Below are 19,073 nucleotides of genomic sequence, written 5' to 3' on the forward strand. Positions count from 1 at the left end.
GAGGCGAGCCGTGGACGCCTCAGCCGGCCTCGGCCGCCACCGCCTCGACCAGCGCGAGGGCGAGGGCGTCGACCTCGGCCTGCGTCGTGGGGGTCGAGATCGCGCCCGAGATGTTCGGGGTGACCAGGAAACCGGCGGCGAGCAGGCGCCGGTGCACGGCGGCGAGACGCGCGGCCTCCTCAGGGGGGAGCCAGGCGGCGCGGTAGCCGTCGATCCTCCGGTCGGTCAGGTGCACCCGGAACAACGAGCCCATGCCCGCGACCTGGATCGCGAGCCCGGCCGCCCGCGCCCCGGCATGGACCCTGGCGCGCAGCCGCTCGCCCAGCGCGTTGATCCGCTCGATCGCCGGGGCGTCGGCCAGGCGCAGGGCGGCGAGGCCCGCGGCCATGGTCAACGGGTTGGCCGTGAAGGTGCCGCCGTGGGGCAGCGGCGCCTTGCCCGAGCGGCCGTCGAAGACCTTCATCACCTCGGCCCTGCCCGCCACGGCGCCGACCGGCAGCCCGCCGCCGATCATCTTGCCCAGCGCCGTCAGGTCCGGATCGATCCCCCACAGCGGATGCGCGCCGCCATGCGAGAGGCGGAAGCTGACCACCTCGTCCATCACCACCAGCACGCCGTGGGCGCGGGCGGTCTCGACCAGGGCCGCGACGAACTCGACCGAGGCGGGGACCATCCCGGCGCGGGGCGGCAGCGGGTCGAACAGCACCGCAGCCAGCCGATGGGCGTTGGCCGCAAGGATCCGGCGCGCCGCCTCGGCGTCGTTGAACGGGATCACCACGGTGTCGTCCAGCACCGCCTGCGGGGCGCCCGCGACATAGCTGATCCGGGCGGGGTCCGAAGCCTCGCCCCAGCTCTCGGGCTTCGGGTCCAGGCTGACCTCGGCATGGTCGTAGGAGCCGTGGTAGGCGCCCTCGATCTTGGCGAGCCCCGGGCGGCCGCTGTAGGCGCGCGCGGCCTTCAGCGCGGTCATCACCGCCTCGGAGCCGGAGTTGGCGAAGCGCACCTGTTCGAAAGCGGGGACGCGGGCGACCAGCAGTTCGGCCAGCTCCACCTCCCACCGCGTGGGCAGGCCGAAGCTGACGCCCGAGGCCGCGGCCCCGGCGATGGCCGCCACGATCTCGGGGTGGGCGTTGCCATGGATCTGGGAGAAGAAGTTGTTGGCGAAGTCGACATAGGCGAGCCCGTCCTCGTCCACGACCCCGGTTCCCGCGCCCGAGCGCGCATAGGGCGGGTGGGGCGCGAAGAACAGCGTGCTCCGCGTGCTGCCCCCGGGCATCACCTTCAGCGCGCGCTCGAACAGCGCGGCGGAGGCGGCCGAGGAATTCCGCGGGGGCAGAGAGGGCTTGGACACAGGGCGACCGTCCGGGCTGGATTCGGGATTTCCGAGGTCCGATATGGCGCCGCGGCGCGATCGGGGGTCAACCGGTTTGACGCCCCTTGGGCGGCAGAGGTCGAGGGCCGCGGCGCGCGGCCTCCCAGAGAGGCGCGTGCGCGAGAGGCGTGCGCGAGGGGCCTTTGGGTGGCGCATGCGACGTGCCGGTCGCCGCGCCACCCCGAGGCGACCGATCCGAAGGGGCGCTCCCCGACATCCCCCCCGGGGTCGGGCCGCCTCGCGTCGGGTGCTGGACGCGGCATCGGGTGACATGCCGGGTCCCGGTCGCCCCGATCCGAAACCGGGGCGCCTCCGTCTGGGCGGAGGCCTGTGACAGGGAAGATGCCGCGGATGGCGCGCCCGGCTCAACGCGCATGTTTGTCTTTGCGCGCCCGATATTTGGAAGCGGTTGGAATTCGACTGGAAGACCGCGGCGGGCGGCGGCGCGCCGCGCGCCAGATCCTCGGGGATCAGAGCGTCGCCAGCCAGATCCGGTCGGCCGCGCTGACCAGCGCCGTCACCTCCGAGGGCGCCATCGGCCGGTCCGAGGCGACCGGCTGGCGCAGCCAGCGCGCGAGATCCGCGGCGAAACCGGGCGACTGCTCGACCGGCAGTCCGAGGTCGCGCAGGTCCTGCTCGACCTCGGGCTCGGCCTCGAGATAGCGGTTGCCCTCGGCCAGCGCCTCGCCCGCAGCGGCCGGCGCGCGCACCGCCGCGATCCGCGCCGCGTAGGGCCGCTGGGCGCCGGGCTGCAGCGACACGAAGCCGACCGCGACCCCGGCCAGCAGGCTTCCCGGCAGGGTCGGGGTGATCAGCGCCAGATAGCAGGGCCCGAAGGCGCCGCTCTCGCTGCGCAGCTCGCCCGACAGGCCCTGGGGATGGGCCTCGATCACGCCCGACCAGGCGGCCTGCATGCCCGCGAACCGCTCGCGCATGCGGGTGGGATGACCGGTGTCGCCCTCGCCGCCCGAAGCGACATGCAGGTCGCCGCGGATCAGCCGGGCCTCGTAATAGGGCGACTGCGCCATGCCATAGAGCACGAAGCGGCCGGGCAGGAAGGTGCGCGGCTCGCGCAGGGCCGGGGTGTCGGGCAGCAGGCCCGCGGCCGAGCGCAGGCCCGAGGCCGCCTCGCCGTGCCGCGCCTCGAGCGTGGCGACGAAGGTGGCGAGGTCGCAGGCCGCCAGCCACCCTCCCGGCCGGCCGACGTCGAGCAGCCCGGCCCATTCCTCGTAGAGCTTGGCCGAGCGCGGCGTCGCGCGCCCCTGCATCCACTTGTAGGATCGCGCGATGTCGAAATCGGTGTCGGGGTCCGCCTCGCGGAACAGGGCGGCGAGGGCCTTCTGGCTGTCGCAGCCCAGCAACATCGCCGTCAGCCGCAGCTTCGCGCCGAAATCCCGAGGGCGTGCGGGTCTGCTGGAGAGGCTGTTGCGGGTCAGGGCGGGCGTCCGGCGATCGTTCGGCGGCCGGGGGCCCGCGCGACGCGCCCTGCTCGGGGGGGAGTAGGCGTCCTCACGGATCCGTCGCCAGCCTCGCCGAAGCGAGGCCATTGCAGAAGCTGGATTTTTACCGCGTTGCGGCGGCAGCATCAAGTTGCCGCGCAAGGCGGGGGGGACGCGCGCGACCCCAGCCCGGCGCGCATCCCGAAAGCGTCCCGAAACGCTGCGCCGACCGGGCGCCGGGGACCGTGTTCCCGGCGCAGCGCACCCGGGATGTCTCCGGGCTCCCGCGCGGACGTCGCCCCGGCCCCCCATGGGCGCCTGCGCCGCGCCCGCCCCCCCTTCCGCAGCCTCCGCCGCGCGGCTATCGTCGCGCTCATGACCAGCTCTGCCACGCGCCCCGCCTCCGCCCCCTTTCCCGGCCCGCTTTCGGCGGGCGTCGCGGCCGCCTGCGATCCGCCGGTGATGGAGGCGCGGCGCTGGATCGCCGGGCGCGCCTTCCCCGCGGACCGCCCGCTGCTGAACCTCAGCCAGGCCGCCCCCGTGGATCCCCCGCCCGAGGATCTTCGCCGCGCCATCGCCGAGGCCGCGCTGCATGAGCCGCAGGCCCATCTCTACGGCCCCGTCCTGGGCCTGCCCGCCCTGCGCGAGGAGATCGCCGCGCAATGGTCCGCGGCCTACGGCGGGGCCATCGCGCCCGAGGACGTGGCCGTGACGCCCGGCTGCAACCAGGCCTTCTGCGCCGTGATGTCGACCATCGCCGGCCCCGGCGACGCGGTGCTGTTGCCGACGCCGTGGTACTTCAACCACAAGATGTGGCTCGACATCACCGGGGTCGAGGCCCGCCCCCTGCCCTGCGACGGCGCCCTGGTTCCGATCCTCGCGGAGGCCGAGGCCCGCATGCAGGGCGTCAAGGCCATCGTCCTGATCACCCCCAACAACCCCACCGGCGCCGAATACCCCGCCGGCGTGGTCGAGGCCTTCGCCGAACTCGCCGCCCGCCACGGCGCGATGCTGGTGATCGACGAGACCTACCGCGACTTCGACAGCCGCGAGGGCGCCCCCCATTCGCTGTTCCAGAACCCGGACTGGCGCGATCACCTCGTGCATCTCTACAGTTTCTCCAAGGCCTACCGGCTGACCGGCCACCGCGTCGGCGCCGCCATCGCCTCGCCCGCCCGCCTGGCGCAGGTCGAGAAATTCCTCGACACGGTGACGATCTGCCCCTCGCAGCTGGGCCAGTTCGCGGCCCTGCACGGCCTGCGCCGCCTCTCGGACTTCGTCGCCGGCCAGCGGACCGAGATCCTCGCCCGCCGCGCCATCCTCGAGCGCGAGTTCCGCCAGGCCCTCCCCGACTGGGAGCTGATGGGCTGCGGCGCCTATTTCGCCTGGCTGCGCCATCCCTTCGCCGAAAGTTCGGCGGATCTGGCCAAGGCGCTGGTCGAGGCGCAGAGCCTGCTGATGCTCCCCGGCACGATGTTCACCCCCCAGGGCGACCCGCTGGGCCCGCAGAGCTTCCGCATGGCCTTCGCCAACGCCGACGCCGAGGGGCTGCGCGCGGCGCTCGCCCGGCTGGCCGCCTTCACCGCCGAACACCGGGTCTCGCACGGGGCCTCGCACGGGGCCGCACGGGGGGCGCCGGCGTGACCTCCCGCCCCCGGCGCCGGTTCGTGGAGTTCTTCGCCGGCGGCGGCATGGCCCGCGTCGGCCTGGGCGAGGGCTGGCAGTGCCTGTGGGCCAACGATTTCGACGCCGCCAAATGCGCCGCCTACCGCGATAATTTCGGCGACGCCCATCTGGTCGAGCGCGACGTCGCCAAGGTCGCCACCGCCGACATCCCGGGCCGGGCGGATCTCGCCTGGGCCTCGTTCCCCTGCCAGGACCTCAGCCTCGCCGGCGCCCGCCGGGGCATGCGGGTCGGCGGCTCGACCCGCAGCTCGGTGTTCTGGGCCTTCTGGTTCCTGGTCGAGCGTCTGGGCGCCGAGGGCCGCGCCCCCCGCGTGCTGGTGATCGAGAACGTGGTGGGCCTCGCCTCGGCCTCCGGCCACAAGGATTTCGCGGCCCTCTGCGCGGCGCTGGCCGCGGGGGGCTACCGCTACGACGCCCATGTGGTCGACGCCGCCGGCTTCCTGCCCCAGAGCCGCCCGCGCCTCTTCGTCATCGCCTGGAAGGGCGAGCCCCCCGCCGCCCTGGCCGAGACCCCGAACGACGGAACCCCGGCCCGCCCCAAGGCGCTCGCCACCGCCCTGCAGCGCCTGGGCGAGGCCGCGCCGGCGCGCCGCCCCCTGCGCCTGCCGCCGCCGCCCCCGCGCAACCTGCAGCTCTCCGATGTGGTCGAGGCGCGTCCCGCCGGCGTGCGCTGGCGCACCGCGGCCGAGACCAGGGCCCTGCTGGCGATGATGACCCCCCGCCACCTGGAGCGGATCGAGACGGCGAAGGCCCAGGCGAAGCGCGACGGCCGTCCGGTCGCCGGCACGCTCTACCGCCGCATGCGCCCCGACGGCGAGGGCGGCACGGTGCAGCGCGCCGAGGTCCGCTTCGACCTCGCCGGCTGCCTGCGCACCCCTGCCGGCGGCTCCTCGCGCCAGACGCTGGTGATGGTCGACCCCTCGGGACGCGTCCGCACCCGTCTCCTCTCGGCGCGCGAGGCCGCCCGCCTGATGGGTCTGCCCGACGACTACCGCCTGCCCGCGCGCTACACCGACGCCTACAAGCTCGCCGGCGACGGCGTCGCCGCCCCGGTGGCCCGCTGGCTCGCCTCGCAATTGATCGAGCCCCTGCTCGACCGCCTCGACGCCCAGGAAACCGCCGCCGCCGCCGAGTAACCCTGCCCAGGCGCGACCCGAAGCACCTGCGCCCTGGCGCGACCCCCGACAAAGCGCGCCATGGCGCGACCCCAACCGAGCGCGCCACGGCGCGACGCCCCCCACACCCGCAAAGCGCCTGTTCTCCGGAGCCGTCTCTCGCGGATGCCGATCAGAGCGACTCGCCTCCCCCGGTCAAGGATCGCGCAGCGACCCCCGCAGGGGGCTTGTCCTTGACCGGGGGAGGCGAGTCGCTCAGGCATCAGACGCGAGAGACGGATCCGGGGAACAGGCGCGGGCCTGTTCTCTGGTGAGTCAGGAGCCCGCCGGAGGCTCCCCCGCTCGGCAATCCGGGCCCTCCCCTGCCCACACGCGCCCCGCAGCCAAGCCCGCCCGCAGGGCGCCTGCAGTCCGATCCGAGCCAGGGCGGATCCTCCTCGCCCCGGGCACGCCCCCTTCCCTTCCCATTGCCCTCACGACATCGCGCCCCCGCCGCCCCGTTGCCCCCGCCCTCGCGAGTCTCTAAGACCCATTTCGACCCACGCCTGCGATCCGAAGGCCGAACCATGCTGCATTTCCTCCGCCGCGCCTCGAAGACCTGGGCGTTCCGCATCCTCTTCGGCCTCCTGGTGGTCTCCTTCGCCGTCTGGGGGGTGGGCGACCTGGACCTGGGCGGGGCCGGCACGCCGGTCGCCTCGGTGGGCGAGGAGAAGGTCACCGTCGAGGACTTCGCCAACGGCCTGATGCGCGAGATGCAGTCCGTCTCCCGTCGCACCGGCCAGCCCGTCGACCGCGCCCGGGCCGAGGCCATGGGCCTGCCCCAGCAGCTGCTCGGCCGAATGGTGCGCGACGCCGCCCTGAACGAGGAGGCGCGCCGCCTCGGCCTCTCGGCCGACGACCACGCGCTGCGCGAGGCGATCCTCGAGAGCCCCTCGTTCCAGGGGCTCGACGGGAGCTTCGACGAGGACCAGTACCGCTTCGTGCTCGACCAGCTCGGCTTCCGGGTCGACCGCTTCGAGACGGACCTGCGCAAGTCGCTGGCCCGCGACGCGATCGCCCGCGGCGTGCGCGAGGGCGCGACCGCCGCCCCTGGCATGGCCTCGAGCCTCGCCGCCTACGGGCTTGAGCGCCGGGTCTACGCGGTGATCGACCTGCCGCTGTCCGAAGCCCCCGATCCCGGCGCGCCTAGCGAGGCCGACCTCTCCGCCTGGCACGAGTCCCACGCCGACGCCTACGGCTGGCCCGAGCGTCGCGACGCCGTCTGGCTCGAGATCTCGCCCGAAGCCCTGGCCGAGACCCTCGAGATCCCCGAGGACCGCCTGCGCGCCGCCTACGAGGCCGCCGGCGAGCGTTTCGCCGTGCCCGAGCGCCGCGCCGTCGACCGCCTGGTGTTCCCCGACGACGAGACCGCGCAGGCGGCGCTCGAGGCGATCGAGTCGGGGCAGAGCGATTTCGACGCCGAGGCCGAGAAGCGCGGCCTCGCCCCCGGCGACGTGGACGAGGGCGAGGTGACCCGAGCCGACTACGACGCCGAGACCGCCGAGGCGCTGTTCTCCGCCGATCTGGGCGTGGTCGGTCCGCTGCCCACCCCGCTGGGCCCGGCGCTGTTCAACATCCGCGCCACGATCCCCGCGCGCACCACCCCCTTCGAGCAGGCCCGCGAGACCCTGCGCCGGGAGCAGGCCCGGGCCGAGGCCCGCGACCTTGGCCACCAGCGCGCCGAGGAGGCCGCCGACCTGCTCGCCTCGGGCGAGACGCTCGAGCGCATCGCCGAGGAGACCGGCCTGCCGCTCCGCCGCGAGACCGGCCTGACCCGCGAAGCCATGGCCGAGGCCACCGGCCTGATGGCCGCCCCCGCGCTGATCGAGGAGGTCTTCGCGGCCGAACCGAGCGAGGAGCGCGACCTCGTCGAGGTCGCCGGCGGCGCCTACGTGCTGGTCCGCGTCGACGAGGTCACCGCGGCCGCGCCCATGACGCTGGACGAGGCCCGCGACCGGGTCGCCGCCGACTGGGCCGACGGCCAGCGTCGCGAGGCGCTGACCGGGATGGCCGAGGACGCGCTCGCCCGGCTCGAGGCCGGCGAGCCGCTGGACGCGGTCGCCGACACCCTGCCCGCCGGCGTCGTCCGCACCCAGCCCAGCCGCCGCGACGAGCAGCCCGCTGGCCTTCCCGTCCCCGCGCGCGACGCGCTGGCCGACGCCGAGGCCGGGGCCGCGACCGTGACGCCCTCGCCCGACGGCGTGGCGCTGGTGAAGCTGGTCGAGGTGATGCCCGCGGACCTCGACCAGGGCCAGGGGGCCGAGCTTGTCGAGCGATGGCGCGAGGCCCTCGACGACGCGGTCGCCAACGACCTTTATGTCTATTACGCCGCCGCCGTGCAGGAGCGGCTGGCGCCCCAGTACAACCCGCAGGCGATGGACCGCGCGATCAACTCGATCCGCTGACGGCGCCTCCGGCCCTCGGCCGCCGCCCCTCTCCGCCCAGGAGGGGGGCGCGCGCGGGACGGGCCGGCCGCCGCCCGCCCGTCCACCGCTCCGCCGGCTTCGCGAGGCCCGTTTCCCAGATGCATATCCAGCCCGATTTCACCGCCTTCGAGGCGGCCTATGCGCAAGGCCGCAACGTCGCGGTTTACTGCACCATCCCCGCCGACCTCGAGACCCCGGTCTCGCTGATGCTGAAGCTGACCCAGGCCCGCCGGGACGCCTTCATGCTCGAAAGCGTCACCGGGGGCGACACGCGGGGCCGCTACAGTTTCATCGGCTTCAAGCCCGACCTCGTGTGGCGCTGCCGGGGCGACAGGGCCGAGATCAACCGCTCGGCCCGCTGGGACGCCGAGGCGTTCGAGCCCGACCCCCGCAAGCCGCTCGAGTCCCTGCGCGCCGTGCTCGACGAGAGCCGGGTGGAGCTGCCGCGCGGCCTGCCGCCGGGGATGGCGGGCCTGTTCGGCTATCTCGGCTACGAGATGATCGGCCAGGTGGAGAAGATCCCCCAGACCAACCCCGACCCGCTGGGCCTGCCCGACGCGGTGATGATGCGCCCGACCATCGTGGCCGCGGTCGACGCGGTGAAGGACGAGGTGACCTTCGTCACGCCGGTGCGCCCCGGCGACGCCGCCAACGCGCGGGCGGCCTATTCGCGCGCGGCCGAGCGGCTGTCGGACGCGGTCATGGACCTCGACCGCGCCGTGGGCGACGGGCGGGCCGACGGCGACCTGCGCGAGATCGGGGAGCCGGTCTCGAACACCTCGCCCGAGCGCTATGCGCAGATGGTCGAGACGGCCAAGGAGTACATCCGCGCCGGCGACATCTTCCAGGTGGTGCCCTCGCAGCGCTGGACGCTGGACTTCCCGCTGCCGCCGTTCGCGCTCTACCGGGCGCTGCGGCGCACCAACCCCAGCCCCTACATGTTCTATTTCAACTTCGGCGACTTCCAGGTGGTGGGCGCGAGCCCCGAGATCCTGGTGCGGGTGCGCGACGGCACGGTCACCATCCGCCCCATCGCCGGCACCCGCAGGCGCGGCGCTACGCCTGAGGAGGACGACGCGCTCGAGGCCGAGCTGCTGGCCGACGCCAAGGAGCGGGCCGAGCACCTGATGCTGCTCGACCTCGGCCGCAACGACGTGGGCCGGGTGGCGAAGATCGGCACCGTCCACCCCACCGCCCAGTTCACCGTCGAGCGCTATTCCCACGTCATGCACATCGTCTCCAACGTCGAGGGGGCGCTGCGCGAGGACGTGGACGCGCTGGGCGCGCTGCTGGCGGGTCTGCCGGCGGGCACCGTGTCCGGCGCGCCAAAGGTTCGGGCGATGGAGATCATCGACGAGCTGGAGAGCGAGAAGCGCGGGGTCTATGCGGGCGGGGTCGGGTATATCTCGGGCGCCGACGAGATGGACATGTGCATCGCGCTGCGCACCTCGGTGGTCAAGGACGGCAAGATGTACATCCAGGCGGGCGGGGGCGTGGTCTACGACAGCGATCCGCAGGCCGAGATCGAGGAGACGGTGAACAAGGCCCGCGCCCTGTTCACCGCCGCCGCCGAGGCCGGCCGCTTCGCCCCCCGCGGCAACCGCTGAACGGACGAGTAGGGGCGCTCAGGTGAGCGCCCCCAGGCCGGGGTGGTCGCCCGGACCGGGTCCGCGCCCCGGCGCACGCCCCACCCGCCCACCCGCGCGCGCCGGGGCGCGGCCCCTCGGGCCAACGCGGCGCGCCTGGCAGAGGGGAGGCGGGCCGCCCTTCCCCCCGGGCGCAAGGCGCCCCGGGCTTGACCCGGGGCCTCCTGCGGGCGGCCGGCCCCGGGGAGGGCGCGCGCGGACGCGAGCAACGTCAGAACCAGACGCGACGGGCCTTCGGCGCTCCGGCTCTGCCGAGGCCGCTTCGGCGGGACGCCGGGGGGAGCGTGACGCCGAGAGACGGCGCCGGGCGCGTCAGGGCGGGGCGCGTCAGGCCGGGGGGCGCGCTGCGCGGCGGCGACGGCGCAGCGCGTCCGCGCCCAGCGCCGCCACCATCAGCCATTCCGGCGCGATCGCGTGGCGCATGCGGTTCTGCTCCTCGCCGTTGGCGATGTGGGAGGCGGCGGTGAAGGCCGCGATCTGCATCAGCAGCGCCAGGGCGAGGCCTCGCCGCCGCCCCATCAGCCCGCAGGCCACCAGCCCCAGCATCCCCCCCGCCGTCAGTGCGAACAGCGCCAGGAGCCCCCAGCCCTCGGCCCCCTCGGCCCAGGGCGGGTCGCTGCGGGACGTGTCCGGGATCGGCAGCTCGGCCCAGCCGAGAGGCGCGTAGTTGGGGTATTCCCAGCTCCACAGGCGGTGCGAGGCCACCAGCGCCCCGGCCCGCCCAGCCAGCCAGTCGCCGGGATGGGCGCGGATCTCGGCCGTCGCCACGCCCAGGCACTCGCGCGAGCGGGGGATGATCGCGGGGTCGTGCACCGACTTGTCGCGCACCGCCGGCGGCCCGGGCAGCCGGCCGGCGGCATGGGCCTGCTCGATATCCTCGATCACGCCGGCGAAAAGGCAGCGGTCGGCCTGCTCGGGGCTCAGCCAGGACACGGTCTGGGAGAGGTTGACGCCCATCCACGAGCCGTTTGAAAACAGCCCGTGCCGGTGGAAGTTCCAGGCCGAGGGCGCCAGCGCCAGCGCCGTGGCGAGCGCGAAGACCGCAAGCGGACGCGGGCGCAGCACGCGGCGCGCATCGACCAGCAGCAGCGCAGCCAGCGTCACCAGCATCCAGGCCGGGTGAAACAGCGGCCAGGTCAGGCACAGCACCGCCGAGAGCATGAGCGCCGCCTCGGCCCCGCCCCGCGCGCCGCGGGCGAAGGCGGCGAGCGCGAAGGCGCCGCCCGCGGCCAGCGCGCAGCAAAGCTGGGCATAGAGGGCGAAGGTCTCGTAGAACAGCGGCCCGGGCGAGAGCGCGAACAGCGCCGCCGCCCCCCAGGCCAGCGGCCGCGACGCCCCCGCCAGCCGCAGCGTCGCCCAGATCAGCAGCGCGATCGCCGGGGTCAGCGCCATGTGCAGCGCCAGCAGCCCCTCGCTGACGCAGAGGGGGTCGGGCCCGCAGGCCTTCACGAACAGCCCCAGCACCAGGTTCCACAGCGGCGGCTGGGCGTGCAGGTCCAGCAGCGCCCCGACCAGATCGGCGTCGAGCTCGGCCAGCGTCAGGTTCTGCCACAGCCCCTGGACCACGGCGGGGTCGACGCGAAGGCCCGAGCCGTAGGCCGCCACCCGGATCAGCGCGAAAGCGGCCAGGATCAGGCCCGCAGCCAGCGCATCCGCCCGCCCCGGGCGCAGCGCGGCGAAGGGCGAGGCGGCGCGGCGGCGGTCAGCCGCGGGCGCGGGGGCCTCTGCGGCGGGCGCGGGGGCCGGAGCGGTGTCGGGCGAGGCGTCGGTCAAGCGGCGGCGTCTCCGGGCCAGAGTGGGGGGCGGCTCGGGGTCCGCGCCCCTCGACGGGACCGCGGCCGGCGAGACCGGAGCCTTTGTCTCGGCGCCGAAACGGGCGGGAGAAGGGCGTGAACGAGGCGCGAGGGCGCAAGGACATTGCCGAGGCGCCGCCCGCGCCGCGATCACTCGGTCGGAGCGGGGTCTTCGCCGGTTCCCGCGGAGGGGGCCGGCGCGGCGGCGGGGGCCGAGCCGCTCTCGGGCGCCGCGGAGGGGCTGGCCGCGGGGCTCCGGGTCGGAGTCTCGGCCGGGCTCTCGACCGGGCCGGCGGCCGGGCTCTCGGTCGGACTGGCGGCCGGGCTTTCGGCCGGGCTTTCGGTCGGACTCTGGGTCGCGCTCGGGGCCGGGCTGGCGGCGGGCGCCGGCGCGGCCGCGGGGGCGGGCTCGGGCCGGGTCATCGGGAAGGCCAGCGCCGCCGCCACGGCGGCCACGGCGCACAGGAAGAAGCCCATGATCAGTCCGCGAAGCATTCCGGGTCGCTCCCTCTGTCCGGTCGTCGGTGTCTTGCGCCCCGCGCGCGTCGTCGGACCTCGCCTTGACGGGCGCCGGGGCATCCGCGACATGTATAGCCGCCGCGCGGGCGGCATGGCCAGTTCGGCGCGAAGACGGCGCCGCAGGGTCATCGCGAATCGAGAGGAGGACCGGGCATGCTGCTGCTGATCGACAACTACGACAGCTTCACCTGGAACCTGGTCCACTATGTGGGCGAGCTGGGCGTCGAGACGAAGGTGGTGCGAAACGACGAGCTCTCGGCCGCCGAGGCGCTGGCGCTGAAGCCCGCCGCGGTGATGCTCAGCCCCGGCCCCTGCGACCCCGACCGCGCCGGGATCTGCCTCGACATGGTCGCGGCCTGCGCCGAGGCCGGCCTGCCGCTGTTCGGCGTCTGCCTCGGCCACCAGACCCTCGGTCAGGCCTTCGGCGGACGGGTGCTGCGCTGCCACGAGATCCTGCATGGCAAGACCTCGGCCGTCTCGCACAGCGGCGCGGGGATCTTCGCCGACGTGCCGCAGGGCTTCACCGCCACCCGCTACCACTCGCTGGTGGTCGAGCGCGAGAGCCTGCCCGAGGCGCTGGAGGCGACCGCCTGGACCGAGGACGGCACGATCATGGGCCTGTCGCACCGCTCGCTGCCGATGCACGGGGTGCAGTTCCACCCCGAGTCCATCGCCTCGGAGCATGGACGGACCATCCTGGGCAACTTCCTGACGCTGGCGGGGATGTCGCCGCTGAAGGCGGCCGCCTGATGTCGGACAAGCTGCGCGCGCTGATCGGCAAGGCCGCCGACGGCCCCCTGACCCGCACCGAGGCCGAGGGCGCCTTCGACGCGATCATGTCGGGCGACGCGACGCCCGCCCAGATCGGCGGCTTCCTGATGGCCCTGCGCGCCCGCGGCGAAACGGTCGAGGAGATGACCGCCGCCGTCGCCGTGATGCGCTCGAAGATGACGCGGGTCCGGGCGCCGGAGGGGGCGATCGACATCGTCGGCACCGGCGGCGACGGCAAGGGCACGCTGAACATCTCGACCGCCGCGGCGCTGGTGGTGGCCGGCGCCGGGGTGCCGGTGGCCAAGCACGGCAACCGCAACCTCAGCTCGAAATCCGGCGCGGCGGACGCGCTTGCCCATATCGGGGTCAACGTGATGGCGCCGGCCGAGATCGCCCAGCAGGCGCTGGACGAGGTCGGGATCGCGTTCATGATGGCCCCCATGCATCACCCCGCGATGCGCTTCGTGGGCCCCGCGCGGACCGAGCTCGGCACCCGCACGCTGTTCAACCTGCTCGGCCCGATGACCAACCCCGCCGGGGTGAAGCGGCAGCTGACCGGCGCCTTCGCGGCCCGCTGGCTGCGCCCGATGGCTCAGACGCTGGCCTCGCTGGGGACCGAGCGGGCCTGGCTGGTGCATGGCGGCGACGGCACCGACGAGCTGTCGATCGCCGCCCCCTCGACGGTGGTCGAGGTCGCGGGCGGCGAGCTGCGCGAGTTCGAGCTGCGCCCCGCCGACGCCGGCCTGCCCGAGCATCCGTTCGAGGCGATCGTGGGCGGCGCGCCCGAAGAGAACGCCCGCGCCCTCACCGCCCTGCTGGGCGGCGAGGCGGGCGCCTACCGCGACGCGGTGCTGCTGAACGCGGCCGCGGCGCTGGTGGTGGCGGGCCGCGTGGACGACCTGAAGGCGGGCGTGGCGCTCGCGGCCGAGAGCCTCGATTCCGGCGCAGCCCGCGGCAAGGCCCAGGCGCTGGCCCGGATCACCGCGGCCGCCAGGACCTGACGGGGCCGCGCGGGGGGCCGAGGGGCCCCGCGACCGCCCCGCGACACGGACGGGAGGAGACCCCAGATGCAGCTGACCACCGCGCCCCTGCGCTACACCGACGGCGAGACCGAGTTCGAGGGATGGTGGGCCGCGCCCGAGGGCCTCTCGGGCCCGGTTCCGGGCGTGCTGATGGCCCCGGCCTACGGCGGCGTCGGCGACCAGATGAAGCTGAACGCCGAACGGGTGGCCAGCACCGGCCGGCCGGTGCTGCTGCTCGATCCCTACGGGGTCGAGTCGATGGCCGACGCCTCGATCGATCCGATGGAGCGGATGCAGGCGCTGACCGCGACCCGCGACGTGCTGCAGCGCCGCCTGCTGGCCGCGCTCGACACGCTGAAGGCGCGCCCGGAGGTCGATGCGGCGAAGACCGCGGTCTGCGGCTACTGCTTCGGCGGGCTCTGCGCGCTGGATCTTGCGCGCGCGGCGCCCGAGGGGCTGCTGGGCGCCGCCGCCCTGCACGGCGTGCTCTCGCCCAGCGGGCTCGAGGCGAGGAAGATCACCGCCTCGGTGCTGGTGCTGCACGGCTGGGACGATCCGCTGGCGACGCCCGAGGCGGTGCTGGCGCTGGCCAGGGAGATGGATGCGGCCGAAGCCGACTGGCAGATCCACGCCTATGGCAGGGTCGTGCACGCCTTCACCACCCCTCAGGCGGCGACGCCGGGGCGGGCGATGTACGATGCCAAGGCGGACCGGCGGTCCTTCGCCGCGATGACCGATCTGTTTGCGGAGGTGTTCGGGGAGGTCTGAGGGGCCGACAGAGACAGGCCGCTCCGGACTCACCGGAGACCAGGCGCCTTGCGAGGCGTGTTCGGGGCTCGCGCCGGGGCGCGGCGCCTCAGCGGCGGAGCGACTTGATCTGGGCGATGCGGCGGGCGTCCTTCTCGGGCATCAGCCAGCGGCCGCGCTCCATGATCTCGAGCGTGTATTCGCGCAGCGTCAGGCCGCATTCGGCGGCGAGCTTCAGACGGCGGCGCAGGACCTCGGGGCGCGGCGGCCTCCAGGCCTCGGCCTGGGCGCGGCGCCAGGCGTAGACCAGGAAGCCGCCGTGCAGCGGCGGGCCCTGGTTGTGGCTGCGAACGGGCAGCGAGTCGCCGGGCGCGGGCGGGTCGAAGGCCGCGGCCGAGGCCCGGCTGCGCGGACGCGCGGGCTGCAGGCCGGGGCCAGGCTGGGGATCCGGTTGCGGACCAGACTGCGAACCGGCGCCCAGCGGCCGGGGCGAGAGCGTCCGGCGCGCGGGGCGGGGGGGCTTGGCCTCGGCAGCCGGCTCGGCGACCGGCTCGGCCGACGGCGAGCCGCGCTCCCGCAGGGTCTGCGGGCGGGTGGGGCCGGTGTCCGGGACGAGAGGTCTTGAAACGAGTCGCGCCATGCCTCCCAGATACCGCGTCGGCGCGCGGCTTTCACGTGTCGCCTGGGGTCGCAGGGGCGGCGTCACGGCCGCGCCCCCGCCCGATCGCCGCGATCGGGAACCGCGGCGCTTTCCATCTGCGGCCCCGCGCGTTAACACCCAGACATGAGCGACATCCTCGACCGCATCCGGGCCTACAAGCTCGAAGAGATCGCCGCCGGCAAGGACCGGCTGCCGCTGTCCGCCGCCGAGGAGGCCGCCCGCCGCGCCGAGGCGCCGCGCGGCTTCGCCGACGCGCTGCGCGCCAAGCAGAACGGCGGCGGCTACGGCCTGATCGCCGAGATCAAGAAGGCCAGCCCCTCCAAGGGCCTGATCCGGGAGGATTTCGATCCCCCCGCGCTCGCCCGCGCCTATGCCGCCGGCGGCGCCGCCTGCCTGTCGGTTCTGACCGACGGCCCCTCGTTCCAGGGCGCGGCCGACTACCTGCAGGCCGCGCGCCGCGCCGTCACCCTGCCGGCCCTGCGCAAGGACTTCCTGTTCGACCCCTGGCAGGTGATCGAATCCCGCGCGCTGGGCGCCGACTGCATCCTGATCATCCTCGCCGCCGTCTCCGACGACCTGGCGCTCGAGCTCGAGGACGTGGCGCTGGCCTGGTCCATGGACGTGCTGATCGAGGTCCACGACGAGTCGGAGATGGAGCGCGCGCTGAAGCTCTCCTCGCCGCTGGTGGGGGTGAACAACCGCAACCTACGCACCTTCGAGACCGACCTCGCCACCACCGAGCGGCTGGCGCCGATGCTGCCCGCCGACCGCATGCTGGTGGCCGAATCGGGCCTGTTCGCGCCGGCCGACCTCGCGCGCATGGCCAGGGTCGGGGCGCGCAGCTTCCTGATCGGCGAGAGCCTGATGCGCCAGCCCGACGTCGCCGCGGCCACCCACGCGCTGCTGGCCGATCCGCTGCCCCTGGGCGAGTCCTGAGCCATGGCGCTGACCCATTTCGACGCCAAGGGCGACGCGCAGATGGTCGACGTCTCGGACAAGGCCGAGACCACCCGCGTCGCCGTCGCCCGCGGCGCCGTCGAGATGGCGCCCGACACGCTGGCCCTGATCGCCGAGGGGCGCGCCAGGAAGGGCGACGTGCTGGCCGTGGCGCGGCTGGCCGGCATCATGGCCGCCAAGCGCACCGCCGAGCTGATCCCGCTGTGCCACCCCCTGCCCCTGTCCTCGGTGAGCCTCGAGCTGAGCTGCGACGCCCGGACCTCCCGCGTCGAGATCGAGGCCCGCGTGAAGACCACCGGCCGCACCGGCGTGGAGATGGAGGCGCTGACCGCGCTCACCGTCGCGCAGCTGACCGTCTATGACATGGTCAAGGCCGTCGACCGCGGCATGAAGCTGATCGACGCCCGCGTCGTCCTCAAGGAGGGCGGCAAGTCCGGGCGCTGGGAGGCGGAGTGACGCCGCGCGCGCCCTCCCCGCGGAGGTCCCGATGATCCCCACCGCCGAGGCGCTCTCGCGCATCCTGTCGCTGGTCTCGCCCGTGACGGGGACGCAGACCGTGCCCCTGCTCGAGGCCGCCGGCCGGGTGCTGGCCGCCCCCGCGCGGGCCCGGCGCACGCAGCCGCCGTTCTCGGCCTCGGCGATGGACGGCTACGCGATCCGCAACGCCGACCTGCGCCCGGGGGCCGAGTTCTCGGTGATCGGCGAGTCGCAGGCCGGCCTGCGGTTCGCCGGCCGCGTCGGCCCCGGCGAGGCGGTGCGCATCTTCACCGGCGCCCCCGTCCCCGAAGGCGCCGACCGGGTGCTGATCCAGGAGGACGCCGAGCGCCGGGGGAACCGCATCCGCGCGCGCGACAACCTCGACGCCGGGACCCACATCCGGCCCGCAGGCGGCGATTTTAGCGAGGGCGACGCGCTTTCCGCGCCCCGTCGACTGAGCCCGCGCGACGTCTCGCTGCTGGCGGCGATGAACCTCGCCGAGGTCGAGGTCCTGCGCCGGCCCGTGGTCGCCATCGTCGCCACCGGCGACGAACTGGTCGAGCCCGGAGAGACGCCGGGTCCCGACCAGATCGTCAGCTCCAACAGCTACGGGCTGCACGCGCTTCTGGCCGCCCGCGGGGCGGCGCCGCGGCTGGCGCCGATCGCGCGCGACACGCTCGAAAGCCTCGCCGCGGCCTTCGCGGCGGTCGCCGAGGCCGACCTTGTGGTGACGCTGGGCGGCGCCTCGGTCGGGGACCACGATCTCGTCAGCCAGGCCGCGGGCGAGGCGGGGCTGGAGCTCGACTTCTGGAAGGTGAACATGCGGCCGGGCAAGCCGCTGATGGCCGGCCGCCTGCCGGGCGCCGCCGGCCCGCGACCGCTGCTGGGGCTGCCGGGCAACCCGGTCTCGGCGATGGTCTGCGCCGAGCTGTTCCTGCTGCCGGCGGTCGACGCGCTCTCGGGCCTGCCTGCCGCGCCGCGCGCCCGCCTGCCCGCCCGCCTTCTGGAGGGCGTCGGGGCCAATGGCCCGCGCGAGCACTTCGCCCGCGGACGGCTGACGCCCGGCCCGCAGGGGCTGGGCGTGCGGGTGCTGGGGCGTCAGGACAGCTCCCTCCTGTCGGTCCTGGCGGAGGCCGACGCGCTCGTGGTTCTGCCGCCGAACGCGCCGGCGATGGAGGCGGGCGAGACGGTCGAGGTCATCCCTCTGTGATCGTTTTGGAAACGGTCCGCTCGCGGTTTCGCGTTGGGACTGGAGCCGAACGGCTTGACACAAAACGGGAACGTATGTAGAACTTGAGGCCGTGGCGGCGCCTTCACGGCGCGGAATCCACGCCACGATGCGGAACGGACCGTGATCGTGGCGACACCGGGAGGACCGTGACGGATGCTGACCCGCAAGCAGCTCGATCTTCTGCGTTTCATCCATGAGCGTGTGCAGCGCGACGGCGTCTCGCCCTCGTTCGACGAGATGAAGGAAGCGCTGGATCTGCGCTCCAAGTCCGGCATCCACCGCCTGATCACCGCGCTCGAGGAACGGGGATTCATCCGCCGCCTCGCTCATCGCGCCCGCGCGATCGAGATCGTGAAGCTGCCCGAGAGCCTGGGCGACGTCGCCCCCGGTTTCGCGCCCAAGGTCATCGAAGGCGGCGCCGGCAAGCCCGCCCCCTCGGTCCCCGCCTATCCGGAGGCCGAGTTCGGCTCGGTCCCGCTGATGGGCCGCATTGCGGCCGGCACCCCGATCTCGGCGATCCAGCATCAGGAGCGGGAGGTCGGCGTTCCCGTCAACATGCTGCGCCGGGGCCAGGATCATTACGCGCTGCATGTGAAGGGCGATTCGATGGTCGACGCCGGGATCCACGACGGCGACCTGGTGGTGATCCAGCGTCAGGACACGGCCGAGAACGGCGACATCGTCGTGGCGCTCGTCGAGGATGAGGAGGCGACCCTCAAGCGCCTCCGCCGCCAGAACGGCATGATCGCGCTCGAGGCCGCCAACCCCGCCTACGAGACCCGCCTGTTCCGCGCCGACCAGGTTTCGATCCAGGGCCGGCTGGTGGGCCTGATCCGCAGCTACTGATCCGGTCCGGGCCGGCCCGACGGTTCCCGCGCCCGCTGGCCCTCCGGCGTTGAGCGACCCTATCCAACCGCCGCCCCAACAGCCCGCCGGCGCGTGCCCGCCCGGCGCGCCGCCCGCGGCCCCGCGGAAGCGCCTGTTCTCCGGAGCCGTCTCTCGCTGATGCCGTAAAGAGCGACTCGCCGTCGCCGGTCAAGGATCGCCGCAGGCGACCGGCGAAGCCGGCTCGTCCTTGACCGGCGACGGCGAGTCGCTCAGGCATCAAGCAGCGAGAGACGGATCCGGGGAACAGGCGCGGGCCCTGTTCTCTGGTGAGTCAGGAGCCCGCC

The 19,073-nt window shown here is 74.4% G+C and carries 16 protein-coding genes; 11 read left to right on the forward strand and 5 right to left on the reverse strand.

Going from position 1 to position 19,073, the window contains the following annotated elements; genetic code table 11:
• Positions 1–19: 19 nt before the first annotated feature.
• Both AAC134_RS04305 and AAC134_RS04310 read right to left on the reverse strand, forming a co-directional pair.
• On the reverse strand, positions 20–1,351 hold the full coding sequence (locus AAC134_RS04305) for an aminotransferase class III-fold pyridoxal phosphate-dependent enzyme (RefSeq protein WP_339947821.1): 1,332 nt from the start codon (positions 1,349–1,351) through the stop codon (positions 20–22).
• Between the two features lie 491 nt (positions 1,352–1,842).
• Positions 1,843–2,736: a hypothetical protein gene (locus tag AAC134_RS04310; protein WP_339947822.1), complete on the reverse strand. Its 894-nt coding sequence runs from the start codon at positions 2,734–2,736 to the stop codon at positions 1,843–1,845.
• A 450-nt stretch (positions 2,737–3,186) separates the two neighbouring features.
• On the opposite strand from AAC134_RS04310, the gene AAC134_RS04315 reads away from it, so the two are divergent.
• From AAC134_RS04315 to trpE, 4 genes are all read left to right on the forward strand, one after another.
• Positions 3,187–4,455, forward strand: a complete 1,269-nt coding sequence (locus AAC134_RS04315; RefSeq protein ID WP_339947823.1) for an aminotransferase — start codon at positions 3,187–3,189, stop codon at positions 4,453–4,455.
• On the forward strand, positions 4,452–5,633 hold the full coding sequence (locus AAC134_RS04320; RefSeq protein WP_339947824.1) for a DNA cytosine methyltransferase: 1,182 nt from the start codon (positions 4,452–4,454) through the stop codon (positions 5,631–5,633). Before AAC134_RS04315 ends, AAC134_RS04320 begins: the two co-directional genes overlap by 4 nt.
• A 545-nt stretch (positions 5,634–6,178) precedes the next feature.
• Positions 6,179–8,056: a SurA N-terminal domain-containing protein gene (locus AAC134_RS04325; RefSeq protein WP_339947825.1), complete on the forward strand. Its 1,878-nt coding sequence runs from the start codon at positions 6,179–6,181 to the stop codon at positions 8,054–8,056.
• Positions 8,057–8,175: 119 nt separating this feature from the next.
• Positions 8,176–9,684 (forward strand): anthranilate synthase component I, encoded by a 1,509-nt coding sequence (trpE, locus tag AAC134_RS04330; RefSeq protein WP_339947826.1) that lies wholly within the window; start codon positions 8,176–8,178, stop codon positions 9,682–9,684.
• Positions 9,685–10,050: 366 nt separating this feature from the next.
• Here the strand turns inward: trpE and AAC134_RS04335 are convergent, their stop codons facing one another.
• Complete coding sequence (locus AAC134_RS04335) at positions 10,051–11,496, reverse strand: hypothetical protein (protein WP_339947827.1); 1,446 nt, start codon at positions 11,494–11,496, stop codon at positions 10,051–10,053.
• Between the two features lie 170 nt (positions 11,497–11,666).
• Positions 11,667–12,011 (reverse strand): hypothetical protein, encoded by a 345-nt coding sequence (locus AAC134_RS04340; protein ID WP_339947828.1) that lies wholly within the window; start codon positions 12,009–12,011, stop codon positions 11,667–11,669.
• A gap of 177 nt (positions 12,012–12,188) precedes the next feature.
• Here AAC134_RS04340 and AAC134_RS04345 point away from each other — a divergent pair, with 177 nt between their 5' ends.
• The 3 genes from AAC134_RS04345 to AAC134_RS04355 all read left to right on the forward strand — a co-directional run bounded on the left by AAC134_RS04345 (position 12,189) and on the right by AAC134_RS04355 (position 14,596).
• Positions 12,189–12,785 carry an aminodeoxychorismate/anthranilate synthase component II gene (locus AAC134_RS04345; protein WP_339947829.1) on the forward strand — a complete coding sequence of 199 codons (597 nt, stop codon included), beginning with the start codon at positions 12,189–12,191 and terminating at the stop codon, positions 12,783–12,785.
• The gene (gene trpD / locus AAC134_RS04350) at positions 12,785–13,807 is read left to right on the forward strand and encodes an anthranilate phosphoribosyltransferase (protein ID WP_339947830.1); all 1,023 of its coding nucleotides are present in this window, start codon (positions 12,785–12,787) and stop codon (positions 13,805–13,807) included. Before AAC134_RS04345 ends, trpD begins: the two co-directional genes overlap by 1 nt.
• A 66-nt stretch (positions 13,808–13,873) precedes the next feature.
• Entirely contained in the window at positions 13,874–14,596 is a 723-nt protein-coding gene (locus AAC134_RS04355) for a dienelactone hydrolase family protein (protein WP_339947831.1), read from the forward strand.
• A gap of 88 nt (positions 14,597–14,684) precedes the next feature.
• On the opposite strand, the gene AAC134_RS04360 is transcribed toward AAC134_RS04355, so the two are convergent.
• Positions 14,685–15,215: a hypothetical protein gene (locus AAC134_RS04360; protein WP_339947832.1), complete on the reverse strand. Its 531-nt coding sequence runs from the start codon at positions 15,213–15,215 to the stop codon at positions 14,685–14,687.
• A gap of 144 nt (positions 15,216–15,359) precedes the next feature.
• Here AAC134_RS04360 and trpC point away from each other — a divergent pair, with 144 nt between their 5' ends.
• From trpC to lexA, 4 genes are all read left to right on the forward strand, one after another.
• Positions 15,360–16,172: an indole-3-glycerol phosphate synthase TrpC gene (gene trpC / locus AAC134_RS04365; protein ID WP_339947833.1), complete on the forward strand. Its 813-nt coding sequence runs from the start codon at positions 15,360–15,362 to the stop codon at positions 16,170–16,172.
• A gap of 3 nt (positions 16,173–16,175) precedes the next feature.
• Complete coding sequence (gene moaC / locus AAC134_RS04370) at positions 16,176–16,649, forward strand: cyclic pyranopterin monophosphate synthase MoaC (RefSeq protein WP_339947834.1); 474 nt, start codon at positions 16,176–16,178, stop codon at positions 16,647–16,649.
• 31 nt (positions 16,650–16,680) lie between these two features.
• Positions 16,681–17,880, forward strand: coding sequence for a gephyrin-like molybdotransferase Glp (gene glp, locus AAC134_RS04375; protein WP_339947835.1), 1,200 nt, complete (start codon positions 16,681–16,683; stop codon positions 17,878–17,880).
• A gap of 174 nt (positions 17,881–18,054) precedes the next feature.
• Positions 18,055–18,747, forward strand: coding sequence for a transcriptional repressor LexA (lexA, locus tag AAC134_RS04380; protein ID WP_339947836.1), 693 nt, complete (start codon positions 18,055–18,057; stop codon positions 18,745–18,747).
• Positions 18,748–19,073 lie beyond the last annotated feature (326 nt).

Source organism: uncultured Albimonas sp. (assembly GCF_963977235.1).
Classification (GTDB): domain Bacteria; phylum Pseudomonadota; class Alphaproteobacteria; order Rhodobacterales; family Rhodobacteraceae; genus Albimonas.

Bases quoted from the DNA above. Each gene is read 5' to 3' on its own strand.
- AAC134_RS04325 (WP_339947825.1), top strand. From the start codon at position 6,179: ATGCTGCATTTCCTCCGCCGCGCCTCGAAGACCTGGGCGTTCCGCATC.
- trpE (WP_339947826.1), top strand. From the start codon at position 8,176: ATGCATATCCAGCCCGATTTCACCGCCTTCGAGGCGGCCTATGCGCAA.
- AAC134_RS04355 (WP_339947831.1), top strand. From the start codon at position 13,874: ATGCAGCTGACCACCGCGCCCCTGCGCTACACCGACGGCGAGACCGAG.
- AAC134_RS04340 (WP_339947828.1), bottom strand. From the start codon at position 12,011: ATGCTTCGCGGACTGATCATGGGCTTCTTCCTGTGCGCCGTGGCCGCC.
- AAC134_RS04315 (WP_339947823.1), top strand. From the start codon at position 3,187: ATGACCAGCTCTGCCACGCGCCCCGCCTCCGCCCCCTTTCCCGGCCCG.
- AAC134_RS04310 (WP_339947822.1), bottom strand. From the start codon at position 2,736: ATGTTGCTGGGCTGCGACAGCCAGAAGGCCCTCGCCGCCCTGTTCCGC.
- AAC134_RS04360 (WP_339947832.1), bottom strand. From the start codon at position 15,215: ATGGCGCGACTCGTTTCAAGACCTCTCGTCCCGGACACCGGCCCCACC.
- glp (WP_339947835.1), top strand. From the start codon at position 16,681: ATGATCCCCACCGCCGAGGCGCTCTCGCGCATCCTGTCGCTGGTCTCG.
- trpD (WP_339947830.1), top strand. From the start codon at position 12,785: ATGTCGGACAAGCTGCGCGCGCTGATCGGCAAGGCCGCCGACGGCCCC.
- AAC134_RS04345 (WP_339947829.1), top strand. From the start codon at position 12,189: ATGCTGCTGCTGATCGACAACTACGACAGCTTCACCTGGAACCTGGTC.
- moaC (WP_339947834.1), top strand. From the start codon at position 16,176: ATGGCGCTGACCCATTTCGACGCCAAGGGCGACGCGCAGATGGTCGAC.
- trpC (WP_339947833.1), top strand. From the start codon at position 15,360: ATGAGCGACATCCTCGACCGCATCCGGGCCTACAAGCTCGAAGAGATC.
- lexA (WP_339947836.1), top strand. From the start codon at position 18,055: ATGCTGACCCGCAAGCAGCTCGATCTTCTGCGTTTCATCCATGAGCGT.